The organism is Nonomuraea sp. N2-4H (assembly GCF_045291505.1).
In the GTDB taxonomy this organism is placed as follows: Bacteria; Actinomycetota; Actinomycetes; order Streptosporangiales; family Streptosporangiaceae; genus Nonomuraea; species Nonomuraea fastidiosa.
On record NZ_CP147987.1, the window covers coordinates 4,447,852 to 4,466,476 of the forward strand.

The 18,625-nt window shown below is 70.9% G+C and carries 17 protein-coding genes and 1 riboswitch; of the genes, 12 read left to right on the forward strand and 5 right to left on the reverse strand.

Annotation, left to right across the window (positions count from 1 at the left end; genetic code table 11):
- Positions 1-24: 24 nt before the first annotated feature.
- Positions 25-1,011 carry a glycosyltransferase family 2 protein gene (locus WBK31_RS20535; protein WP_364053983.1) on the forward strand — a complete coding sequence of 329 codons (987 nt, stop codon included), beginning with the start codon at positions 25-27 and terminating at the stop codon, positions 1,009-1,011.
- A 1-nt stretch (position 1,012) separates the two neighbouring features.
- On the forward strand, positions 1,013-2,290 hold the full coding sequence (locus tag WBK31_RS20540; protein ID WP_378788014.1) for a polysialyltransferase family glycosyltransferase: 1,278 nt from the start codon (positions 1,013-1,015) through the stop codon (positions 2,288-2,290).
- Here the strand turns inward: WBK31_RS20540 and WBK31_RS20545 are convergent.
- Together WBK31_RS20545 and WBK31_RS20550 are read right to left on the reverse strand one after the other, a co-directional pair.
- Complete coding sequence (locus WBK31_RS20545) at positions 2,274-3,440, reverse strand: DUF6716 putative glycosyltransferase (protein WP_406675429.1); 1,167 nt, start codon at positions 3,438-3,440, stop codon at positions 2,274-2,276. The genes WBK31_RS20540 and WBK31_RS20545 overlap by 17 nt on opposite strands.
- On the reverse strand, positions 3,437-4,381 hold the full coding sequence (locus WBK31_RS20550; RefSeq protein WP_364053992.1) for a hypothetical protein: 945 nt from the start codon (positions 4,379-4,381) through the stop codon (positions 3,437-3,439). The genes WBK31_RS20545 and WBK31_RS20550 overlap by 4 nt, the downstream gene beginning before the upstream one ends.
- A gap of 93 nt (positions 4,382-4,474) precedes the next feature.
- On the opposite strand from WBK31_RS20550, the gene WBK31_RS20555 reads away from it, so the two are divergent.
- From WBK31_RS20555 to WBK31_RS20565, 3 genes are all read left to right on the forward strand, one after another.
- Positions 4,475-5,296 (forward strand): aldo/keto reductase, encoded by an 822-nt coding sequence (locus tag WBK31_RS20555; RefSeq protein WP_406675430.1) that lies wholly within the window; start codon positions 4,475-4,477, stop codon positions 5,294-5,296.
- 89 nt (positions 5,297-5,385) lie between these two features.
- Positions 5,386-6,339: a Gfo/Idh/MocA family protein gene (locus tag WBK31_RS20560; RefSeq protein ID WP_406672978.1), complete on the forward strand. Its 954-nt coding sequence runs from the start codon at positions 5,386-5,388 to the stop codon at positions 6,337-6,339.
- Between the two features lie 117 nt (positions 6,340-6,456).
- Positions 6,457-6,593: riboswitch (cyclic di-AMP (ydaO/yuaA leader) on the forward strand.
- A 12-nt stretch (positions 6,594-6,605) separates the two neighbouring features.
- Complete coding sequence (locus WBK31_RS20565; RefSeq protein WP_364054001.1) at positions 6,606-7,304, forward strand: CHAP domain-containing protein; 699 nt, start codon at positions 6,606-6,608, stop codon at positions 7,302-7,304.
- A 153-nt stretch (positions 7,305-7,457) separates the two neighbouring features.
- On the opposite strand, the gene WBK31_RS20570 is transcribed toward WBK31_RS20565, so the two are convergent.
- Positions 7,458-7,892, reverse strand: a complete 435-nt coding sequence (locus WBK31_RS20570; RefSeq protein WP_406672979.1) for a hypothetical protein — start codon at positions 7,890-7,892, stop codon at positions 7,458-7,460.
- A gap of 113 nt (positions 7,893-8,005) precedes the next feature.
- Here WBK31_RS20570 and WBK31_RS20575 point away from each other — a divergent pair, with 113 nt between their 5' ends.
- Positions 8,006-8,545, forward strand: a complete 540-nt coding sequence (locus tag WBK31_RS20575; RefSeq protein WP_406672980.1) for a hypothetical protein — start codon at positions 8,006-8,008, stop codon at positions 8,543-8,545.
- Between the two features lie 130 nt (positions 8,546-8,675).
- Here the strand turns inward: WBK31_RS20575 and WBK31_RS20580 are convergent, their stop codons facing one another.
- Positions 8,676-8,984, reverse strand: a complete 309-nt coding sequence (locus WBK31_RS20580; protein WP_406672981.1) for a YciI family protein — start codon at positions 8,982-8,984, stop codon at positions 8,676-8,678.
- 776 nt (positions 8,985-9,760) lie between these two features.
- On the opposite strand from WBK31_RS20580, the gene WBK31_RS20585 reads away from it, so the two are divergent.
- From WBK31_RS20585 to WBK31_RS20610, 6 genes are read left to right on the forward strand one after another with little or no spacing between them, the layout of a single operon-like run.
- Positions 9,761-11,101, forward strand: coding sequence for an extracellular solute-binding protein (locus WBK31_RS20585; RefSeq protein WP_364054011.1), 1,341 nt, complete (start codon positions 9,761-9,763; stop codon positions 11,099-11,101).
- A gap of 58 nt (positions 11,102-11,159) precedes the next feature.
- Positions 11,160-12,116, forward strand: coding sequence for a sugar ABC transporter permease (locus tag WBK31_RS20590; RefSeq protein ID WP_364054014.1), 957 nt, complete (start codon positions 11,160-11,162; stop codon positions 12,114-12,116).
- The gene (locus WBK31_RS20595; RefSeq protein ID WP_364054017.1) at positions 12,113-12,943 is read left to right on the forward strand and encodes a carbohydrate ABC transporter permease; all 831 of its coding nucleotides are present in this window, start codon (positions 12,113-12,115) and stop codon (positions 12,941-12,943) included. Before WBK31_RS20590 ends, WBK31_RS20595 begins: the two co-directional genes overlap by 4 nt.
- Positions 12,940-14,352, forward strand: a complete 1,413-nt coding sequence (locus WBK31_RS20600) for a GH1 family beta-glucosidase (RefSeq protein WP_364054020.1) — start codon at positions 12,940-12,942, stop codon at positions 14,350-14,352. The genes WBK31_RS20595 and WBK31_RS20600 overlap by 4 nt, the downstream gene beginning before the upstream one ends.
- Complete coding sequence (locus WBK31_RS20605; protein ID WP_364054023.1) at positions 14,333-15,331, forward strand: LacI family DNA-binding transcriptional regulator; 999 nt, start codon at positions 14,333-14,335, stop codon at positions 15,329-15,331. The genes WBK31_RS20600 and WBK31_RS20605 overlap by 20 nt, the downstream gene beginning before the upstream one ends.
- Before the next feature lie 54 nt (positions 15,332-15,385).
- On the forward strand, positions 15,386-16,381 hold the full coding sequence (locus WBK31_RS20610) for an aminoglycoside phosphotransferase family protein (protein WP_364054026.1): 996 nt from the start codon (positions 15,386-15,388) through the stop codon (positions 16,379-16,381).
- Here WBK31_RS20610 and WBK31_RS20615 read toward each other — a convergent pair.
- Positions 16,325-18,550: a M64 family metallopeptidase gene (locus tag WBK31_RS20615; RefSeq protein WP_406672982.1), complete on the reverse strand. Its 2,226-nt coding sequence runs from the start codon at positions 18,548-18,550 to the stop codon at positions 16,325-16,327. The two genes, WBK31_RS20610 and WBK31_RS20615, sit on opposite strands and share 57 nt — an antisense overlap.
- Between the last annotated feature and the right edge of the window lie 75 nt (positions 18,551-18,625).

The following is an 18,625-nucleotide window of genomic DNA, read 5'->3' on the forward strand; positions in this document are numbered from 1 at the left end:
CCCACCCCCTGGAGACCAGCCGCTTTGACCACGCTTTCGGTCGTCGTGCCGGTGCGGGACGGCGAGCGCCACATCGCCGACGCGCTGGCCTCCCTGTGCCGCAACGCGGCCCCCGGCTTCGAGTTCATCGTCGTGGACGACGGGTCCGCCGACGCCACGGCGGACATCATCGGCGGTTTCGCCGGTGACCTGCCGGGGCTGACCGTGCTGCGCCATCCCACGCCGGTGGGTCTTGCGGACGCGCGCAACGCGGGCCTGGCGGCGGCGTCCGGCCGGTACGTCACGTTCATGGACGGCGACGACTGGCTCGCCCCCGGCCACCTGGCACGGCTCGTCGCGGCGATCGACGGGCTCGGCTGCGACTTCGTGCGCACCGACCATGTGCAGGCGGAGGGCCGCAAGCGGGTCGTGCACCGCGCCCCGCTGGCGCGACGGGGCGTGGTGCTCGACCCCCGCGAGGCGATCCTGCCCGCCGGGGTGCGCACGATGGTGGACTACCCGTACGCCTGGGCGGGCGTCTACCGGCGCTCGCTCGGCGATCTGCTGCACTTCCCCGGCTCGCTGCACACCGCCGAGGACCGGCCGTGGATCTGGCGGCTGCACCGCGAGGCCGCCTCGTTCGCGGTGGTGTCGCTGGCCGGCGTGTTCTACCGGCGCATGGTGCCGGGCTCGCTCACCCAGGCGGGCGACGAGCGCCAGCTGCACTTCTTCGACGCCTTCGAGCTGGTGCTGAAGGACCTGGAGCCGGAGTTCCTGCCCAAGGCGGTGCGCAACTTCTGCGCGCTGCTCGCCCACCACCTGACCATCGGCGACCGGTTCACGCCGGAGCTGCGCGCCCGTTTCGCGGAGCGCGGCAGGGACATGCTGGCCACGCTGCCGCGGGAGATGGTGGCCGAGTCGCTGGCGGGCATGACCGCCGAGCGCGAGGCCGCCCTGCGTGACCTGCTGCCCGGCCTGCCCGCGTCATCGGGAGCGCGCGCCGGGGTCCGCCGCGACCGTGAGGAGAGGTGACGTGCAGGTCTTCTACGCCTCGACGCTGTTCGGGGCGATGTCGCTGGCGGCGGCCATCGACGACGGCCGCTTCGGAGACGACGGCCGCAGGCTGCTGATCGTCTCGACGAACGCGGCGGTGCCCGAGGTGGCGACGCCGCTGGACGAGACGCCCGGCTTCGCCGCGCTGCGCTCCCGCTTCCACGAGGTGCGCTCGTGGAACGAGCTGATCGCCCCGCTGCACCCGTCGGACTGGCGGGCCCGCGTCATCGAGGTGCCGATGCTGGAGCGCCTCATCGGCGCCCACTGGGGGCTGGACGGCGTGACGGAGCTGGTGCTGGAGTCGATCGCGGTGCCGCCCGCGCGGACGATCGCCGGGCTGGTGCGCGACTGCCCGATCACCGTCTACTCCGACGGGCTGATGAGCTACGGCCCCACCCGCGACCCGCTGCCCGCCGAGATCTTCCGCCGCATCACCCGGCTGCTCCATCTGGACCTGGTGCCGGGGCTGGCGCCGCTGCTGCTCAGCGAGTACGGCGTCGCCCCCGAGGCCTTGCCCGCCGAGCGTTTCCTCGCGGTCGTGGACGAGGTGGCGGTCTTCACGCGTGCCCAGGCGCCGGTCCCCCGGCCGGGGCAGGCGGTCATCCTGGGCCAGTACCTGTCGGCGCTGGAGATCGTCACGCCGGAGGAGGAGGCCGGGCTGCACGAGACGATGCTCAAGGCGCTGGCCGCCCGCGGCCACGCCCACGTCGTCTTCAAGCCGCACCCGGCCGCCGGACGCCGCCACGCCCGGCTCCTGCGGGCCGCCGCGAAGGCCGCGGGCGTGCGGCTGGAGGTGGCCGGGGAGAGCGTGCCCGCCGAGGTGTGCTTCTCCGCGCTGCGGCCCGAGCTGGTCGTGGGCTGCTTCTCCACGGCCCTGGTCACCGCGTGGCGCTACTTCGGGCTCCGGGTCGCCTCGTACGGGACGGACCTGGTGCTGGAGCGGCTGACCCCGTACGAGAACAGCAACAGGATCCCCGCCACCATCGTGGACGCGCTGCTGCCGCGCCTGTCGGCGGACGGCGGCGTCGAGCCGCCGCCGGAGACGGACCTGCCGGCCCTGGTGCGCGCGGTGGGCTACTGCATGCAGTCCGACGCCTATCCCGGCCTGCGGCCGGACGAGGGCACCGCGTTCGACCCGCGCTACTTCAAGCGCCGCCGGCTGGAGGCGCTGGGCCTGGCCGAGCCTCCGCCGCCGAAGCAGCAGACCCGGCCGGGCGCGCTCACCAGGATCCGCAGGAAGTTCAGGTCAGCGCTTTGAGATAGCGGCGCACGCGGCGCTTGGCCAGGTAGCCGACCCGCAGCATCTTGGGCGGCACCTCCACCCTGAGCCTGGCCCTGCGCCGCGCCGCCGCGTGCTCAGGCCCGTCGAGCAGCGACACGGCGGGCGTGCGCGGCCCCGACTCCACCAGTTCCGACAGCCGCCGCGCCCAGTCGTCGCGATCTGCGGGGTGGAAGTAATTGGCCGCGCACCAATCGGGCGATGCCGTGCGGAAGCGGCCCTGCGCCAGGTCGTCGAGCGTGCCCAGCAGGCCGCTGCCCTCGAACACCAGGTTGATCATCTCGGCGCTCACCCCGAAGTCGCCGAGCACCAGCGACGGCACACCCATCGCGATGGCCTCCAGCGCCGCCGTCGAGCTGACCGTGACGAACCCGGCCGCCTGCTCCAGGTGCTCGCGCATCGACCCGGCCGCGAACGCCAGCCGCCCCGGCTCCCCCATCTCCCGCCACAGCCGCTGGTACGGCAGCCGCTCGTTGTGCGTCTGCCGCTCGCCCTCCAGGGCGCGCAGCTTGACCACGACCTCCAGGTCCGGCCGGACGGCGGCCAGCGCGGCCAGCGACCGCAGGATCTGCTCGCGCTGGTCGCGCCGGCGCGGCACCTTGGCCTGGGTGGCGAACACCACCCGGTCGCCGCCGCCGGCGCCCCGCTGGGGCCGCAGGAACGGCAGCCTGGCCAGTCCCACCGCGCCGCCGCCGCCGAGCCTCGCGGCGATCTCGGAGAACTCGGCGACCTCGCGTTCGCTGTGCACCACGAACAGGTCGCAGCCGCTGCGGAACGTCCACGCCTTCTCGGTGGCCGGCACCGAGATGCCGGGCAGCCCGGAGACGAACACCGGGCGCGGCTTCAGCCCGTCGAGCACGTCGGCGACCAGCACGTCCACCACCGGGCCCGTGCAGGCCACGAGGATCGCGTCCGGCCGGGTGCGCTCGGCCAGCCGCCGCACCGACCGCGCCGACAGCACCGGCGGCGCGGGCAGATCGCCCACTGCGGCGGCGATCTGCTCGGGCGAGGGAGCGATCGGCGTGCGCACCACGACCACCTCCGTCGCGCACTCCGATGGCAGATCGCCGAGCAGGCAGGCCGCCCACTTCAGATACGAGTCGGAGTCGGCGACGGCCAGCACTCTCACCCGGGAACTCCTGTCAAATGCGAGCGCAGGGCGGGCGCCGCCCTGCTGGTCCACCAGTCATCGGGAACGTCCACCGGCTCGACGGCGACGCCGCGCGGGCTGAGCAGCACGCGCAGCGACGTGATCGCGGTCGAGGGGAGGCTGAGCACGCGCTGGCCGGCACCGAGGCCGCGCAGCGTCAGCTCGGCGGGCACGCCGGCGTCGTGGACGGTGATCCCGGGGCGCTCCCGGATCAGCGCGACGTCCACGGGGTCCTCGCGGCGGTGCGGGTAGTAGGCCAGGGGCTCGCGCGCGGCCAGGTCGGTCAGCCAGCGCAGGTAGTGGTCGCGGCGGACGAGGCCGTTGCGCACGAGCGCGGTGCCGAGCACCACCGTACGCTCGGCCGGGCACTCGGCGCTCGGCGGCTGGGCGCGCAGCCAGGCGAACTCGTGGTGTACGAGGTGCACGCCGGCGCGGCGTACGGCCTCGGCGAGCGCGTCGTCCACGGGCAGCGCTGTGAAGATCGACACGTCGCTGAGGCGCAGCCGGACGGCCGCGGCCAGGCCGAGTGCCCTGCGCAGCGGCCCCGGCGCTGCGCGGGCGCGCAGCAGCGGCCGGAACGGGCCTCCGGCGAGCAGTTCGAGCAGCCGCAGCGTGGCCAGCCCGTCGTCGACCACCACGACGCGGCCCGGTCTGGACAGCAGCCAGCGCAGCTGCACCTTGCCGGAGAAGGCGTCGCCCACGGCCTGCACGTGGCGCGGCATGCGCTCACGCGGCTCGGCCAGCTCCAGGCCCTCGGGCAGCGCCATGGAGCGCAGCTCGCGCCTGGTCGCCTTGAGCGGGCGCAGGCCGGCGCGCGGCACGATGGCGGTGGCCGGGCCGAGCAGCCCGGCATGGTGGGCCTCGACGGCGCACAGCATCTGGAGCGGGGACTCCACCCAGGCCGACGCCTGTTCGACCACTCCTGCCCTCCCGGGTGATGGGCCGTTCACGACCGCTTCAAGCTAGCCCCACCGCCTTAAGCCGCCAGAAACGCGACGTGAACAATGGAGGGTATGAACTCGCTCATGCTCAACACGGACGGCGTGCAGATCCCGCAGCTCGGGTACGGCGTCTGGCAGGTACCGGCCGAAGAGGCCGAGCAGGCGGTCCTGACCGCGCTCAAGGCCGGCTACCGGCACATCGACACCGCCGCCGCCTACGGCAACGAGGAGGGCGTGGGACGCGCGGTGCGCGCCAGCGGGCTGCCCCGCGAGAAGGTGTTCGTGACCACGAAGCTGGCCAACGGCCAGCACCACCGCGCCGAGGCCGCCTTCGAGGAGTCGCTGGCCCGGCTCGGCCTCGACTACGTCGACCTTTACCTCATTCACTGGCCGATGCCCCAGCACGACAAGTACGTGCAGGCGTGGAAGGCCATGGAGAGGATCTACCGGGACGGCCGGGCCAAGGCCATCGGCGTGTCCAACTTCACGGTCGAGACGCTCACCCGGCTCATGAACGAGGCCGACATCGTCCCCTCGATCAACCAGATCGAGCTTCACCCGTACTTCCAGCAGCGCCAGATGCGGGAGTTCCACGAGGCCAACGGCATACTCACCGAGGCGTGGAGCCCGCTCGGCCAGGGCAGGGGGCTGCTCGACGACCCGGCGCTGCGGGTGCTGGCCGACAAGCACTGTAAGACGCCCGCGCAGATCGTGCTGCGCTGGCACCTCCAGATCGGCAACGTGGTGATCCCGAAGTCGATCACGCCGGCCAGGATCGCCGAGAACATCGACGTCTTCGGCTTCTTCCTCGACGACGAGGACCTCGCGGCCATCAGTGCGATGAGCAGGGGGCAGCGACTCGGGCCCGACCCCGGCACATTCCACGGGGTGTGAATGTGACGGATGTGACTGCCGGACATTTCTGATATTTCCGGCACCACCCGCCATTTAAGCGTTTTTACCTTCCGTATACGATCGCCGGCGTGCGAGATTTCACTTGGGGAATAGCCGCCACCGGCGGCATCGCCCGTACCGTGGGCAAGGTGATCGTGGCGGAACCCGGCATGCGGGTGGCCGCCGTCGGATCGAGAAGCCTGGACAGGGCGCAGGCCCTGGCGGCGGAGCTGGGCGCCGAGTCGGCGTACGGCTCCTACGAACAGCTGTGCGCGGACCCGGCGGTGGACGCCGTCTACGTCGCCACCCCGCACGCCCAGCACCTGCGGGTGGCCGAGGCCGCCATCGCGGCGGGCAAGGCGGTGCTGTGCGAGAAACCGCTGGCCGCGACCGTGGACGACGCCGAGAAGATGGTGCGCCTGGCCCGCGAGGCGGGGGTCTTCCTGATGGAAGCGATGTGGATGCGCTTCAACCCGCTCATCCAGCTGATCAAGGACGACCCGCGCTTCGGCGAGATCCGGTCGGTGCAGGCCAGCTTCGGCTTCGCCCACCCGTACGACCCCGCACACCGGCTGTGGGCGCCGGAGCTGGGCGGCGGAGCCCTGCTCGATCTGGGGATCTACCCGTTCGGGCTGGCCCAGCTCCTGCTCGGCATGCCCACCGGCCTGCACGTCACCGGTAAGCTCGCCCCGAACGGCGTTGACGCGGAGGCGGCCGGCGTCTTGCTCTACCCCGGCGGCAAGCACGCTCTCGTGGCGACCTCATTGCTCGGGAATTACCCGAACCAGGCCAGCGTTGTGGGTACTCAGATGCGCGCGGACATCCAGGCGCCGTTCTGGGCACCGCAGCGGATCGTGCTCTCCGGGCCGTCGATGGAGCCGGAGGAGCACGTGCTCAATCCGGCGGACAACGGTTACGCCGGAGAGCTCCGCGAAGTCCGCGCCGCCACGGCCGAAGGCAGGACCGAATCCTCGATCATGCCTCTTGACGAATCCCTTGCCATGATGGGGCTTCTGGCCGAGGCTCGCAGTCAGCTCGGCTGACTTTACTTTTATGGATTTGTAATCCTCTTGCCTCGTGTATTACCTTATGGGGCATCTTAAGGCATACGTCCGGTTTGTCCGGCTATGTCAGACCATCGCACGAAAGATCACAGGTTTGTCCTGTGACCGCTGAATCCGCCACGTGCGGAACCGGGGACCCACGTCCTTTGGGGTGAATCGGCACTTCGGTGCCGTAGGGCAGCTTCCACGCCCGAACCCGTCAGCTAACCCGGTAAGCGGCATGGAAGCAAGGAGTAATCCCCTCGATGGCCAAGCACCGTCTTACCGCTGTCTCGAAGAACACCATTGCCCGCGCCGTGCTCGGCGCCGGCGTCCTGGCCTCGGCCCTCGGCGTCCCCACCGCGGCCCACGCCGACACCTCGATCGCCGTCGCCGCGGCCACCGCCGCGAAGCACCCGGACACCGCCCGCTCCGCCCACAAGGCGGGCGAGCGGGACGAGACGAAGATCAACGTCACCGCCGACCAGGTGCTCGCGGTCGCCAGGTCGCAGATCGGCACCTCCGAGAACGCCAAGGGCGGCGGCACCCCGTACCAGCAGTGGTACGCCAACTCCCAGCGCGCGGCCGAGACCGTCGCCCGCGACGGCGGCAGCCGTACCGCTTACCTGAACGCCGCCTGGTGCTCGATGTTCGTCTCCTGGGTCGGCGAGAAGACCGGCGCCCGCCCGCAGGTCGGCTGGGACGCCTGGACCGTCGCCCACGCCAAGTGGTTCGCCGCCAACAAGCGCTTCGGCCACGAGGCCAAGCCCGGCGCCGTGGTGTTCTTCTCCTGGAAGGGCGGCAAGGCGCTGAAGGACATCCAGCACGTCGGCTTCGTCGTCAAGGACAACCGCGACGGCACCATCACCACCATCGAGGGCAACACCGGCAACGGCAAGGTCGAGGAGCGGGTCCGGCCCAAGTCGCAGGTCGTCGGCTACGGCTACCCCGAGTACGCCTCCTGACGCACTCCCACCGGCGGGTGCTCCCACCTTCTTCGTGACGGCAGAACGCGTGCCCCATCACCGGGGTGCGCGTTTCGTCATGCAGGGCTCTCGAACGCCCGGCGCTGGACGGCGTCAAGCTCGGCGTAGAGCCCCGGGACCGCGACGAGGTCGTCATGCGTGCCGCACTGCACGATCCGGCCGCCGTCGAGTACGACGATGAGGTCCGCCATCCGCACCGTCGGGAAGCGGTGGGTGATCAGCAGCGTGACGGCTCCTGGATGGCACTTCGCCGCCTCGGCGTACCGGGCGAAGACCGCGCTCCCGGACGGGGCGTCCAGCGCGGCGGTCGGCGACCGCGGACGTGGCCGTCTCCGACAGGCTCAGCTCCAGGCGGGCGGTCTCGGCGGTCTGCTCAGTGGCGGCGTCGATGCGTGCGGCGGCGTAGCCGCGTACCAGCAGCGAGGGCAGCACGGCCGCTCCGAGCAGCAGCGGAAGCAGCGGATGCACGGCGGCGAGCAGCGCCACGCCCAGCCCGATCCGCACGGCGTGCTCGGCCACCAGGGCGAGCGCCCACACCGCGAAGTACAGGTCCCTGCTCTCCCGCAATCAATCTAATGTGATCACATTGGTTTGCCCCACCCGGGTCGGCGACCCGGCACGGTTGGGCCGGTCAATCCGATGTGATCACATTGGACATCACCTGAGCTTACGATGCTTCGGTGATCCATGGTGAGCGGCCGTCGTACGACGAGCTGGTGTCGATGCTGGGAGTGCCCATCACGGTCGAGGACGCCCGCACCCGCTGGGGCGGGCTCATCGAGGAGGCGAAGAGCGGCCGGACCGTCATGATCATCCGCGAGCGCTGCGAGTGGGCCGCGCTCGTGCCGCTGTCCAAGGTGGGCGGGGTGCTGACCGGCCTGCCGCTCGTGGGGCTGTCCACCGCGCGGTCCAAGCTGGGCGACCTCGTCCGCCAGGTCGCCGACCCGTACAGCGAGCCGGTGGTGCTCGGACGGCACCGCAAGCCCGTCGCCGGCCTGGTCGGCGCGCACGTCCTGCTCGGCAAGGAGGGCCCCGAACGCCCGTCCGCCGCCGACGCGCTGCTGGTCGGCGGCCACACGATCACGCTCACCCACAACCCGGCCGAAGGGCTGGTGCTGGCCGTCGCCCGCGACCGCGACGGCAGGGAGGTCTCCGCCGGTGCGGGTCACAACGCCCGCGAGGCGCTGCGGGACCTCTCCGAGCCTCCGCCGTGGCCGTGACGGGGCCGTCCACCGGGAAAGGCCGCCCGGTACGGCCGGCTCATCGGCCGCGGGCCGGCCGCGCCGCGGCAGGCGGAGGCCGCCCGGCCGGCGGACGGCGCTTCACCTGAGACCTCGGCGGACCACCGTCTCAGCCGACGGCCCGCGCTCCGAGCATCTCGGCGAGCACCGGGTGCGCCCGCCCCACGTCGATCGTGGTGATCGTGTACGCGGCCACCCCGGCCACCACGAACGGGTCCTCCGCCGCGATCCGTTCGGCCTCCTCGCGATCGACCCCGCACACCACGATCGCCCCGCCCACGGACGTGGGCACCGTCTGCCCGGAGGCCAGGAACACGCCCGCGCGATGGTGCCGCTCCAGGAACTCGACGTGGGCGGCGACGTACGGCCCGGCCGCCTCCTCCGAGCCCGTGTAACGCAGCAACAGCAGATGCAACATCTCACTCCCCTGCTCATCAGTGCCGCCCCATGATGGCACCCACCCCGCACGGACTCCGGCGAGCTGTCCCTTCACAGCGCCTTTACGTTGTAGATTTCTGAGAACGGAACGCCGTACAGCCGCGACACGGTGCGCTGCTCGGCGGCGAGATCCGCCCACCCGCTCGACGCGGCCCCCCTTCGCCGGCACACGCCGGCCTTCGCGCTCATCCGCCCGCCGAGCCCCAGCTCAGCAGCTTCGGCAGGGACGGATGGAAGGCGCACAGGCGGAGCCTCGCCGGAAACGCGGCTCACCCCCGCGGCGGGCGACACCCAGCCTCGCCGCAACTCGGTCGCCCACACGGCGGCACAGAGGCAGAGCGCAGGGCCGGTGGGAGCGATGAACACTCCCACGCCGCCCGAGCGCGCCTCGAGCGGCCATCCGGCGCGGCGCACCCTCGCCGAGCACACCCCGCCCCGGCCGCTCCCCGCGCCGGCCCGGCCGCCCCCTGGCCACGGGGCGATCCGACCGGCGCTCGAGCGGGGGAGACATGCCCCGATGCGACACAAAAGATGCCTCTTGTGATGGGAGCGCTCCCAATCAGCTCTTTGCGCAGTATATCCCCATAAATCCGGTTTCATTCTTCCAAACCGCCCCATTGGTAACGGTTACGTTTCGCAGCATTGACGGGCCACCCACGCAAGTGCACCCTTTGTGGGAGCGCTCCCAAAAGTTCCACCGCGGCAGAGCGCATGTCGCGGTGCCCTCACACCAATCACCCCCAGAAGGGCTCCACCATGATGATCAGGAAGCGTCGCGGCACCCTGGCCGCGGCCTCGGCGCTGACCGCGGCGGCGCTCGCCGTCGCGTCGTGCGGTTCCGGCGGCACCGCAGAGCAGAGCGGCGCCTCGGCATCCTCCTCAGCCTCGGGGCCGATCACCATCCGCCTGCAGACGTTCGGCGGCGGCAGCAACTTCGGCTACAAGAACGCCGTCGACAAGTGGAACGCCGAGCACAAGGACATCCAGATCCAGTACGAGAACCTGACCGACCAGTTCGAGCAGCAGTACTGGCCGCAGATGATCCAGTGGCTCCAGGCCGGCAGCGGCGCGGGTGACGTGGTCGGCATCGACGAGGGCGGCATGGGCCTGGCCAAGGCGCGCAGCGAGTGGTGGGCGGACCTGAAGGAGTACGGCCTGGAGTCGCGCAAGGCCGACTACCCCGCCTGGAAGTGGGAGAACGGCGTCACCGCCGACGGCAAGCTGTTCGCGCTGGGCACCGACGTCGGCGGCATGAGCCTGTGCTACCGCAAGGACCTGTTCGAGAAGGCCGGCCTGCCGAGCGACCGCGACGAGGTCAGCGCGCTCTGGCCGACCTGGGACGACTACCTCAAGGTGGGCGAGAAGTTCCAGTCGAAGGTCAAGGACACCAAGTGGGCCGACGGCACCAACACGCTGTACCAGGTGGTGCTGTACCAGGAGGCGGAGAAGAACGGCGGCGTCTCCTACTTCGACAAGGACAACAACCTGATCGTCGACAAGAACCCGGCGGTCAAGACGGCCTTCGACTTCGCGACGAAGCTGAGCCAGCAGGGCCTGACCGCCAAGCTGCGCAACTTCACCGAGGAGTGGGCGACGGGCACCCAGAAGGGCGCGTTCGCCACGCTCGGCTGCCCGTCCTGGATGCTCGGCGTGGTCAGCGACAACGCCGGTGAGGACGCCAAGGGCAAGTGGGACGTGGCCGCGGTGCCGGGCGGCGGCGGCAACTGGGGCGGCTCCTGGCTGGCCGTGCCCAAGCAGTCGAAGCACCCGAAGGAGGCGGCGATGGTCGCCGACTACCTGACGCAGGCGGAGACGCAGGCCAGCGTCTTCAAGGACTTCGGCAACATGCCGAGCAACACGAAGGCGCAGCAGGACCCGGCGGTGCAGGGCGCGAAGAACGAGTTCTTCAACGACGCCCCCGTCGGTGAGATCTTCGCCAAGTCCGCCTCCAGCCTCCAGCCGGTCTTCCTCGGCGTGAAGCACGCCCAGGTCAAGAACGCCATCGAGTCGGTCATCCAGGGCGTGGACGACGGCTCGGTCCCGTACGACAAGGCCTGGCAGCAGCTGGTCGACGACGCGGTGAAGGCCGCGGGCTGATCTCCCGCCCGGCCCGCCTCAGGGGCGGGCCGGGCCTGTTGCCGCCGAAAGGTCTGTTATGAGCCTCGACCCCCTTCCGCGGGCGACGCGGAGCAATCACCGCCGCGCCCGCCCGCCCGGCAGCCGCTGGCGTTCCCGTCTGGACGTCAAGGCGATGCCGTACGTCCTGGTGTCCCCGTACTTCCTGCTGTTCGCCGCCTTCGGGTTCTTCCCGCTGGCGTTCACGCTCTACTACTCGCTGTACGACTACGACCTGACCGGCACCGTCGAGTGGGCCGGGCTGGGCAACTACGCGGCGCTGCTGAGCGACGACGACTTCTGGCGGGCCACGATCAACACCGTGGCCATGTTCATCATCGCCACCGTCCCCCAGATGCTGCTCGCGCTGTTCCTGGCCAACGCGCTGAACAAGCGCATGCGGTTCCGGCTCGCGCTGCGGATGAGCGTGCTGCTGCCGCTGGTCACGTCGGTGGTCGCGGTCGCGGTGGTGTTCACGCAGCTGTTCGCCCGCGACTGGGGCCTGGTCAACTGGATCCTCGGCATGTTCGGGGTGGACCCGCTGAACTGGCGCGCCGAGCGCGTTCCGTCGTGGATCGCGATCGCGACCATGGTCGACTGGCGCTGGACCGGCTACAACGCGATCATCTTCCTGGCCGGCATGCAGACGATCCCGCGCGATCTGTACGAGGCCGCCTCGATCGACGGGGCCTCGCAGCGCCGGCAGTTCTGGCAGATCACGCTGCCGATGCTGCGCCCCACGATGATCTTCGTGGTGCTGAACTCCACGATCGGCGGCCTGACGCTGTTCTCCGAGCCGATGACGTTCTACAACGGCAATCCGGACGGCGGGTCGCAGGGCCAGTTCCAGACGGTGGCCATGTTCGTCTACAAGGAGGCGTTCCGTGAGTTCGACTACGGCTACGCCTCGGCGGCGGCCTGGCTGCTGTTCCTGCTGATCCTCATCGGAGCGGCGATCAACTTCGCGTTCGTGCGCAGGATCGGGGGCACGCGATGACCATCTGGAAACCGACCGTCCTGACGCGGGTGCTGCTCGGCCTCGCCATCTTCCTGTCGGCGTTCCCGCTGTACTGGATGCTGGTCATCGCCTCGCGGACGAACTCCGACGCGGTGGCCTCGCCGCCGAAGTTCCTGCCGGGCGGCAATCTGGGGCAGAACATCCTCGCGGTGCTCCAGCATCCCGAGGCGAAGTTCGTGGCCGGGCTGACGAACTCGTTCATCGTGGCGAGCGTCGTCACCGTCTCGGTGATCATCATCTCGACGCTGGCCGGCTTCGCGTTCGCCAACCTGAACTTCCGCGGCAGGAACGCGCTGCTGCTGCTGGTGCTGCTGACGATGGCGGTGCCGCTGCAGCAGATGGGCGTGGTGCCGCTCTACCGGCTCATGGTGAGCCTGGAGTGGACGGGCACGCTCAAGGCGGTCATCCTGCCGTACCTGCTCAACGGGTTCGGCGTCTTCCTGATGACGCAGTACACGCGCCAATCGGTGCCGATGGAGCTGGTCGAGGCCGCCCGGGTGGACGGCGCCGCCACGCTGCGCATCTGGTGGAACGTCGTGCTGCCCGCGGTGCGGCCCGGCATGGCCGTGCTCGGGATCAACACGTTCATGCTCATGTGGAACGACTACATGTGGCCGCTGATCGTGCTCAACCAGGACAACCCGACCGTGCAGATCGCGATCAACGGCCTCAACGCGAGGTACTCCACGGAGTACTCGTTGATCTTCGCGGGCACCGCGTTGTCCATCATTCCGCTCATCGCAGTATTCGTCGCATTCGGCCGCCAGATCGTCGGCGGCCTCATGGAAGGTGCGGTCAAAGCGTGACGACACAAGAGGAACAGACGCGTTCCGGGCTGCGCTTCCCTGCGGGCTTCGCGTGGGGGGCCGCGACCTCGGCGTACCAGATCGAAGGGGCGGTCGCGGAGGACGGGCGCGGCACGTCCATCTGGGACACCTTCACCAAGAAGCCGGGAAAGGTGCTCAACGGGCACAACGCGGACGTGGCCATCGACCACTACCACCGCTACCGGGAAGACGTCGCCATCATGGCGCAGCTGGGCCTGTCGGCCTACCGGTTCTCGGTCTCCTGGCCTCGCATCCAGCCCACCGGCTCGGGCCGGATCAACCAGAAGGGCCTCGACTTCTACCGGCGGCTCTGCGATGAGCTGCGCAAGCACTCCATCGACCCCTGGCTGACCCTGTACCACTGGGACCTGCCCCAGGCGCTGGAGGACGAGGGCGGCTGGCCCAACCGCGACACCGCCTACCGCTTCGCCGAGTACGCGGCGGCGGTCCACGATGCGCTCAAGGACTACGTCCACACGTGGAGCACGGTCAACGAACCATGGTGCGCCGCGTTCCTCGGCTACGCCTCGGGCGAGCACGCCCCCGGCCGCCGCGAGCCGGAGAACGCGATCAGGGGCGCGCACCACCTCAACCTGGCCCACGGGCTGGCCGTGCAGGCGATGAACGCCCGCCGGGTCGGCGGCTGCGTCAACCTGTACGCGGTGACGCCGGAGACCGACAGCGAGCGCGACCTGGACGCGGCCCGCCGCATCGACGGGCTGCAGAACCGGTTCTTCCTGGACGCCATGCTGCTCGGCCGCTACCCGGAGGACGTGCTGGCCGACCTGCCGATCGAGCCGGACGCCTACATCCAGCCGGGCGACATGAAGATCATCAACGCGCCCATCGACGTGCTGCTGGTCAACTACTACAGCCGCTTCACGGTCTCGGGCGCTCCCGGCGGCAGGCAGTCGGCGGCCGCGGCGCCCACCGACTCGGGCTCGCCGTGGGTCGGCAGCGAGCACGTCTCGTTCGTCAGCGGGGGCCGCCCGGTGACGGCGATGGGCTGGGAGATCGACGAGAGCGGCCTGGTGGAGATCCTCACCAGGGTGGCGCGCGAGTACCCGCCGATCCCGATGGTGGTCTCCGAGAACGGCGCCGCCTTCGACGACGTGCTGGAGGACGGCCGGGTCCACGACACGGAGCGCCGGGCGTACGTGGAGGCGCATCTGGGCGCCTGCAAGGAGGCCATCGACAAGGGCGTGCCTCTTGAGGGCTATTTCGCCTGGTCGTTGATGGACAACTTCGAGTGGGCCTGGGGTTACGGCAAGCGCTTCGGCCTCGTTCGGGTGGACTTCGAGACGCAGGAGCGGGTGCTGAAGGACAGCGCACTCTGGTACTCGGAGATCATCCGGCAGAATAGGCGTTATGAACCGACCGACTCTTGAGGCAGTCGCTGCTCGGGCCGGGGTGGGCCGGGGCACGGTGTCGAGAGTCATCAACGGCTCGCCGAACGTCAGCGCGAAGGCCCGCGAGGCCGTCGAGCTGGCGATCCGCGAGCTGGGCTACGTGCCCAACCGTGCGGCGCGCGCCCTGGTGACGCGCCGCACGGACACGGTGGCGCTGGTGGTGTCCGAGTCCCAGTTCCGCGTCTTCGACGAGCCGTACTTCGCGGGCACGATCCGCGGCATCGGCTCGGCGCTGGCCGAGACCGGGTTGCAGCTCATCCTCGCGATGGCGCGCACCCCGGAGGAGCACGCGCGGCTCGAGCACTACCTGACGGGCCAGCACGTCGACGGCGTGCTGCTGCTGTCCCTGCACGGGGCCGACCCGTTGCCGGGCAGGCTGGAGGCGATGGGAGTGCCGACCGTGCTGGGCGGCCGCCCCGTCGGCCTCGACCCCTACAGCTATGTGGACATGGACAACAGGGCAGGGGCCAGGCAGGCGGTCAAACACCTGCTGAGCCTCGGCCGCACCGCGATCGCCACGATCGCCGGCTCCCAGGACATGGGTGTGGGCGTCGACCGGCTCTCGGGCTACCGAGACGCGCTGCTGCCGACGGGCCTTCCCGAGCTCGTGGCCTACGGTGACTTCTCCGAGCACAGCGGCGCGGCCGCGATGACCGAGCTGCTGCGCGCCCACCCCGATCTCGATGCGGTCTTCGCCGCCTCCGACCCGATGGCGCTGGGCGCGATGCGCGTGCTCAAGGCCGAAGGGCGCCGGATCCCCGACGACGTGGCGGTGATCGGCTTCGACGACTCCAAGGCGGCGCTGCACGCCGACCCGCCGCTGACCACGGTGCACCAGCCGACCGAGGCGATGGGACGGCAGATGGCGCAGCTTCTGGTGGCCCGCATCAACGGCGAAGAGCTGCGCCAGCCCGTGGTGATCCTCGACACTCACCTCGTACGCAGGGAGTCCGCCTGACGGACCGGCGCGCACGCGGGTGAGCAGCGGCACGAGAGGCAGGGTGAGGCCGCCGTGGACAGCAGGACCAAACGCCGCTTAGCGGCGGCCGAGCTCGACGCCCTGGCCCGCCGTGCCGTCGGGGCGGGCGTCGCCTCGGCCACCGAGCTGACCGACGGCTACGCCAACGCCGTGTGGCGGCTCGCGCTGGACGACGGCCGCGAGGCGGTGCTCAAGCTGAGCCCGCCTCCCGATCTCGACCAGCTCAGCTACGAGCGCAACCTGCTGCGCATGGAGGCCGTCGCCATCGAGCTGGCGGCGCGGGCGGGCGTGCCGGTGGCGGGCCTGCTGCGCGCCGGGTTCGACGACCCGGTGCTGGGCGGCGACTACCTGTTCCTGGCCGCGCTCGACGGGGTGTCCTGGAACGACGTCAAGCCGGACGGCGAGGCCGCGCTGCGCAGGGAGCTGGGCCGGCATCTGGCGCGCTTCAACAGCGTGACCGGCGAGGTGTTCGGCTACCCGCACGCCGGCATCACCGGCCCCACCTGGCGGGCGGCGTTCCTCGCGATGGTGGCGGCGCTGCTGGGCGACACCGAGCGCTACCCGACGCCGCTGCCGCTCCCGCCCGCCGAGATCATGGCGATCGTCGAGGCGGCGGCGCCCGTGCTCGACGAGGTGACCACGCCCCGGCTGGTGCACTTCGACGTGTGGGCGGGCAACGTCTTCCTCGACCTGACCGGGCCGCCGAAGATCCAGGCCATCATCGATCACGAGCGCGCCTTCTGGGGCGACCCGCTGGCCGAGTTCGTCACGCCGACGATCTTCGGCGAGCTGGCCGGCGACGACCCGCTGCTCGCCGGCTACCGCGAGGTGACGCCGCTGGAGCTCACCCCGGCGGCGCGCGTCCGCATCGACCTCTACCGCGCCTACCTCTATCTGATCCTGCTCATCGAGAACGGACCCCGGCAGTACCCGCCGGACGAGTACGCCAGGGTCCGCACGATCGCGACCGCGTCACTGACGGACGTGCTGGACCGCCTCGTACGCGCGGCCGCGCGCCCCGTCGGGTAGGTCGCCGCAGCCGCTGCCGCCCTTGACCGCGTTCGGCACGCCCAGGTCGGCCGGGGTGCCGCCGGAGCAGGACAGCGCCCCCGTGATCGTGCTGCCGGACAGCACGGCCGTGCCCGTCAGGCCGGTGAGCCGCGCCGCGCCGCGCAGGTCGGCGCCCACGACGGTCAGGTTCTCCGCGCCGTGCACCGCGAGCGCGCCGTTCACCCGGGTGCCGAGCAGGTGCACCTCGGCGGGCCGGTCCGCGCTGAACGCCCCGGTGATCCGGCCGCCCGACGCCACCAGCGACGCGCCGCGCCGTACCGTGACCGCGCCGGTGACCTCCGCGCCGTCGAGGCAGGTGACGCCGCCGGTGACGGTGAGCGGGCCCCGGTGCGCGCCGGTGATCGTGCGGGTGCAGGCGGGCGGCGGGGCGATCGTGGTGACGGTGAAGCTCCTCGGCTCGCCGTAGTTGCCCGCCGCGTCCATCGAGCGGTACTCGATCGTGTGCCGGCCGCGCGGCAGCTTGCCGTACACCAGGGAGTCGATCTCCGTGCCCTCCTCGGAGAACCTCCACGGCAGCTCGGACGAGGTGGGCCAGCCGAAGTAGTTGAACCAGCCGTCGCCGTCCACCCGCGACTCCGAGACCACGTAGCCGTCGTGGTCGTCCTCGCCGGTCAGCTTCATCGTGAACGGGCCGTTGTAGACGTAGGTGTCGCCGGACCTGGCCAGCGGCTCCGACAGCTCGTACGCGGTGCGCGGCGCGGTCGCGTCCACCGTCCAGGTGCGGGTCTCGCCCGCCAGGGTCGCGGTGAGCGTGTGCGTGCCCTCGGGCAGGTCCAGCTCGCCGAGGTCCAGGTCGGTGCCCTGGTACCGGCGGCCGTTCAGCGTCCAGGTGACCTCGGGGAGCGACGTGGCCGGGTGGGTGGTCTCGACGTACACGACATCGTCGCGGCCCACCGGGCGGTCCGTCGGCGTGGAGGAGACGAACGCCGGCCGGGTGGCGTCCGGCGGGGTGGTGATCGCGGTGTCCACCGTCCAGGTGCGGGTGGCGCTGACGGCCTTCCTGATCTCCGGATCCCTGATGAACTCGGTGGGGTCGGTGACCGTCGCGGTGACCGTGTGCCTGCCCGGCGACAGCTCCAGCGTGCGCAGGTCGAGCGCGTCGCGGCCGCCCTCGATCTCCTCGCCGTCCACCGTCCAGGTGGTGACCAGGGAGTGGCCGACGGGCCGCATCGGCTCCACCCACAGCACCCGGTCCGCGCCCACCGGGGCCTCGGCCGGCGTCGCGTCCTGGATGACCGCGGTCTTGGCGGTGATGCGCTGCACCATGACCTCGCGGCCGACCTGGTCGTAGGCGTAGCCGAGGGTCTTCATCATGGAGTGGGCGCTCGGCCGCCACACGCCCGTCGTGTAGTACAGGCCGCCCTCGTAGCGGCCGATCTTCCCGCCGGACTCGCTCTCCTCGCCCAGCCAGCGCCACCACTTCGTGCGCTGCTCGCGCATCTGCTGCTCGGTCAGCAGCGTGTGGTGGGCCGACGCCGGCTCAGGTCCGGTGTAGGCGCCGCCGGGGACGCCGCGCTGGTAGTAGTCGTACTCGTCCTGCAGGCCGCCCAGCGAGTGGCCCAGCTCGTGCGGGCTGATCAGGGCCGACATGCTGTTGCTGCCCGAGGCGGTGGCGTACGCGCCGCCGGCGCCGCCGTACGTGCCGCTGTTGGCCAGCGCGAGGATCTGCCGGTTGCCCGCGTCGGTGCCGGTGACCATGTCGGCGTAGCGGGTGGCGGCCGCGTTGTCCATGGTGATCAGGCGCTGCACGCTCGAGGGGTTGCAGCCGCCCCAGAAGCCCATGCCGAGCGGCGTGTCCCGGCGCGGCGCGTCCAGGCCGGGATCGCAGCTGATGCCGGACTCTCCGGAGACGATGTCGATCCGGTACACGTTGATGTAGTTCCGGTACGACTTGAACGGCTCGATGGACCACATCACGTTGAGATGCCGGTCCACATCGGCGCGGTACTCGTCCTGCTCGGCCTCGGTGTAGCCGTCGCCCATCACGATCAGGTTGAACCGTTTGGCCGGTGCTCCGGTGACCTGCACGGGCACGACGGTGGCCGAGCCCGGCTCGGCGGCGTGCGCGGGCGCTGCCGGAGCGGTGAACACGGTGGCGGCCAGTGTCACGGCCGCGAATATACGCATGATCGCACTATCGGGTGATCAGACCCGATAGTCCATCTCGTTCCGATCACGCCTTGGGGCTCATCGCTTGGCGCA

What these genes read in the sequence shown, in the direction of transcription:
- WBK31_RS20585 (WP_364054011.1), top strand. Translation starts at nt 9,761, where the DNA reads ATGATGATCAGGAAGCGTCGCGGCACCCTGGCCGCGGCCTCGGCGCTG.
- WBK31_RS20615 (WP_406672982.1), bottom strand. Translation starts at nt 18,550, where the DNA reads ATGCGTATATTCGCGGCCGTGACACTGGCCGCCACCGTGTTCACCGCT.
- WBK31_RS20565 (WP_364054001.1), top strand. Translation starts at nt 6,606, where the DNA reads ATGGCCAAGCACCGTCTTACCGCTGTCTCGAAGAACACCATTGCCCGC.
- WBK31_RS20580 (WP_406672981.1), bottom strand. Translation starts at nt 8,984, where the DNA reads ATGTTGCATCTGCTGTTGCTGCGTTACACGGGCTCGGAGGAGGCGGCC.
- WBK31_RS20590 (WP_364054014.1), top strand. Translation starts at nt 11,160, where the DNA reads ATGAGCCTCGACCCCCTTCCGCGGGCGACGCGGAGCAATCACCGCCGC.
- WBK31_RS20595 (WP_364054017.1), top strand. Translation starts at nt 12,113, where the DNA reads ATGACCATCTGGAAACCGACCGTCCTGACGCGGGTGCTGCTCGGCCTC.
- WBK31_RS20555 (WP_406675430.1), top strand. Translation starts at nt 4,475, where the DNA reads ATGAACTCGCTCATGCTCAACACGGACGGCGTGCAGATCCCGCAGCTC.
- WBK31_RS20605 (WP_364054023.1), top strand. Translation starts at nt 14,333, where the DNA reads ATGAACCGACCGACTCTTGAGGCAGTCGCTGCTCGGGCCGGGGTGGGC.